This is a genomic window from Pseudomonadota bacterium (assembly GCA_039714795.1).
In the GTDB taxonomy this organism is placed as follows: domain Bacteria; phylum Pseudomonadota; class Alphaproteobacteria; order JAGOMX01; family JAGOMX01; genus JBDLIP01.
The window spans coordinates 1-2,798 of the sequence record JBDLIP010000168.1 but is presented as its reverse complement, the minus strand read 5'-3'; the positions used below and the strand labels follow the sequence as shown (position 1 = coordinate 2,798).

4 protein-coding genes are annotated in these 2,798 nt (G+C 42.2%); 1 reads left to right on the top strand and 3 read right to left on the bottom strand.

Annotated features, from left to right (window positions below; all coding sequences use genetic code 11):
- Positions 1–263 precede the first annotated feature (263 nt).
- Positions 264–1,073, top strand: a complete 810-nt coding sequence (locus ABFQ95_08350; protein ID MEN8237525.1) for a hypothetical protein — start codon at positions 264–266, stop codon at positions 1,071–1,073.
- Between the two features lie 79 nt (positions 1,074–1,152).
- Here ABFQ95_08350 and ABFQ95_08345 read toward each other — a convergent pair whose 3' ends face one another.
- The 3 genes from ABFQ95_08345 to ABFQ95_08335 all read right to left on the bottom strand — a co-directional run.
- Complete coding sequence (locus tag ABFQ95_08345; GenBank protein MEN8237524.1) at positions 1,153–1,467, bottom strand: FYDLN acid domain-containing protein; 315 nt, start codon at positions 1,465–1,467, stop codon at positions 1,153–1,155.
- A 112-nt stretch (positions 1,468–1,579) separates the two neighbouring features.
- Positions 1,580–2,512, bottom strand: a complete 933-nt coding sequence (locus ABFQ95_08340) for an RluA family pseudouridine synthase (protein ID MEN8237523.1) — start codon at positions 2,510–2,512, stop codon at positions 1,580–1,582.
- A gap of 95 nt (positions 2,513–2,607) precedes the next feature.
- Positions 2,608–2,798: hypothetical protein (locus ABFQ95_08335; protein MEN8237522.1), on the bottom strand; the 191-nt coding region annotated here is incomplete at its 5' end.

Genomic DNA, 2,798 nt, shown 5'->3' with positions numbered 1-2,798 from the left:
TTTAACTACTGCTGCTTTTTACTTCACTGAGGGAGTTAGTATCGAACTTTTTGATCAGAAAAAAATTCAGCTTACCCACTCAAAACGCAAAAGAGCCAACAAAAGCAGCTTGTAACGGTATTGGAAGTAACTCATCCAAAAAAATAGCTATTTTCTCTTGTTTCTGATACAAAAACGAATTAACTTGAGGGTGAGAAGTGAATGGGTTCGTTTCTTACAAATGGTTTAGATAATTATTAAACATATATGAAAGGCATAATGTGATGAAAAAATTACTAAGTACCGTTTCTTTAATGGCCTTGGTGAGTGCACCCAGTTTTGGGAGTTTAGCTGATCTAGTGAAAGAGGCTGATCAAAAGATTACTCAGAGTCAGTGCAATAAGCTTTTGTTGCAGTATGAAAATACTAAAGCAAATGTGACTACCTTGCTTGAGAACACCTATCTAAATCCAATTCGTAACGATGTAGAGCAAACAACAAATTCTAACTTTCTTGACCTTGACGGCTCTTTTGCAAATCTTTCCTTAGAAGAAAAAATAGCGCGTTTAAAGACAAGTATATGTCAGCTTGAAAAAAATACTGGCGATCTTATAGACTTGATTCAAAAATACAAAGTGCTTGCTGGTGACGATAATGAATCAGCTAACCAGGGGCAATTAAAGAAAATCATTGAAATTTTAAATGTAAAATCTGAATCTTTTACGCCATCAGAAGCTGATGAAAATGTGGGGCATGTGCTTGCAACGGTCAAATACGAAGATCAGACATCCAATAGTGATATAAGATTGAAAGTGCTACAAAACATCCATAATAAAGTTGCTACTTTACGTCAAGAGCTGTGGTGTTTGCATGAACAGTCAAAATTATCAAAGTGGAAAAAGAAAAATGAACGCACTCTACAACGGGTAAGTATCTTACAGGATACTCAAACAACTATCTATACACTAGAAGGAACTACAATTTCATGCCAAAGCGAAACCACGGGAATCGACTATCCTCAAAGAGCAGGAAATCAATACACTTCTTGCAGCGAGAATAGTCCTTTCTCCTGTCATCATGGACATCAATTCTAATATTAAAGGCGCCTTTCGAGGCGCCTTTTTTATCAAACTGATTACTGAAAACTGGCCACTGATCCACTGACTACCGGCACTAAAACCTCAAATCTTCCTTCCAATTCCCGTCATCACTGAAAAACTCATCTGTATCGTTAATAAAGCCAGCGTCATCGCCACCGATTTCGCTAAACAATTGTGATTCAAAATCATTATTTAATTGAACCTTGGCAGCTTTACGTGCTGAAACGCGACGTACTTTTGGAGGGTTGCCGCTGCCAAGTTTTCGAGGGGCTGATGCTTTGAATTCGGTGGAACACTTTGGGCAAATGATGGGATTTTGTTGCATATCATAAAAAGTTGCTTGGCAAGATCCACAGTTTCTCTTTTCACCCCATTCTGATTTTGTCATTGTCTTTGTTCTCCATATGCTTCTGCTTCGTTAAAATCTAAGCCCTATGCTGCCTCAAGTTTGTTAATAGAAGGTTAAGGGAATGGAGAAATATTTTATTGATGAATGAGCGTCATTTTTCCAAATTTTCCAACGTCTTGCGCATATGCTCAGGCAACGGTGCTGCAAACGTTCTCGCCTCTCCTGTTGTATAAGGTACCACAATTTTGCACGCATGCAGATGCAGGAGACTGCGCTTATCAAATGGATGGGCTGATTTTCCGCCATACTTTCCGTCTCCCAAAACAGGTGTTCCCAGATGCATACAATGGACGCGTAATTGGTGCGTGCGTCCAGTCAAGGGTTGCAGTTCGAGCAAACTCAGATTTTGTTTTTCAAAGGTCTTCAACACCCGGTATCTTGTCTGCGCTGGCTTGGCGTCTTGTTCATCAATGCGCATTTTCTCACCCATTCGCCCAGGTTGTTTGGAAATAGGTGCATCAATCAATCCCTCAGCTTTGTGTGGTATTCCCACAACCACGGCCTGGTAGGTTTTTTCAAAGCGTTTGTCTTTAAACCCTTGTGTCAGCCAACGAGCTGCCTGGCGAGTGCGTGCCAATAATAAGACGCCAGAGGTGTCCTTGTCGAGTCGATGCACCAAACGAGGTCTTTCTTGTTCTTGGCCCGCCAAGACATCCAACAGGGCGTCCACATGTCGTATGGTTTTGCTGCCCCCTTGGGTCGCTAAGCCCGCAGGTTTGTTTAAGGCAATCAATTGATCGTCTTGATACAAAACCGAGTTTCGGATGAGAGCTCGATCAGCCCGCATCACACGGGATTGAACGACTGGCTCTTGGATTTCAGTTGCGGGAGAAAATTCAGGAAACGTTGCCACTTGCCCGGATTTCACACGTGCAGCAGGTTTAACGCGTTTACCGTCGAGCCGCAGCAAGCCTTTGCGGGCCCATTTTTCAATGATGGCCTGCGGCACAGCGCCCAGCTGCTGCCGTAACCAACGATCAAAGCGTTGCTCGCCGTCTGTATCTTGAATAGTTTGTGTTGGCATTTAATTTGCGTATGTCCAGTCTTTAAAATCTGTTGCGCACTATGACCTGTTTTACAAAGCCAGGTCAACAGAAATCAGAAACCAGAAGTCAGAAGTCAGAAGTCAGCAAGGCAGTGCTGCACTGAAATGCAACACATATATCCTGAACTAACTGGGATTAAAATCGGCATGAAACCTGCTCCCACACCAGCCCCTCCCGCTGGAAAATAATTTGATTCGTCCATTTTCTCCGGACAATATCCAACAACCGCATCTTGTACGTTAAAAAAAATTAGTTCAAAATCAA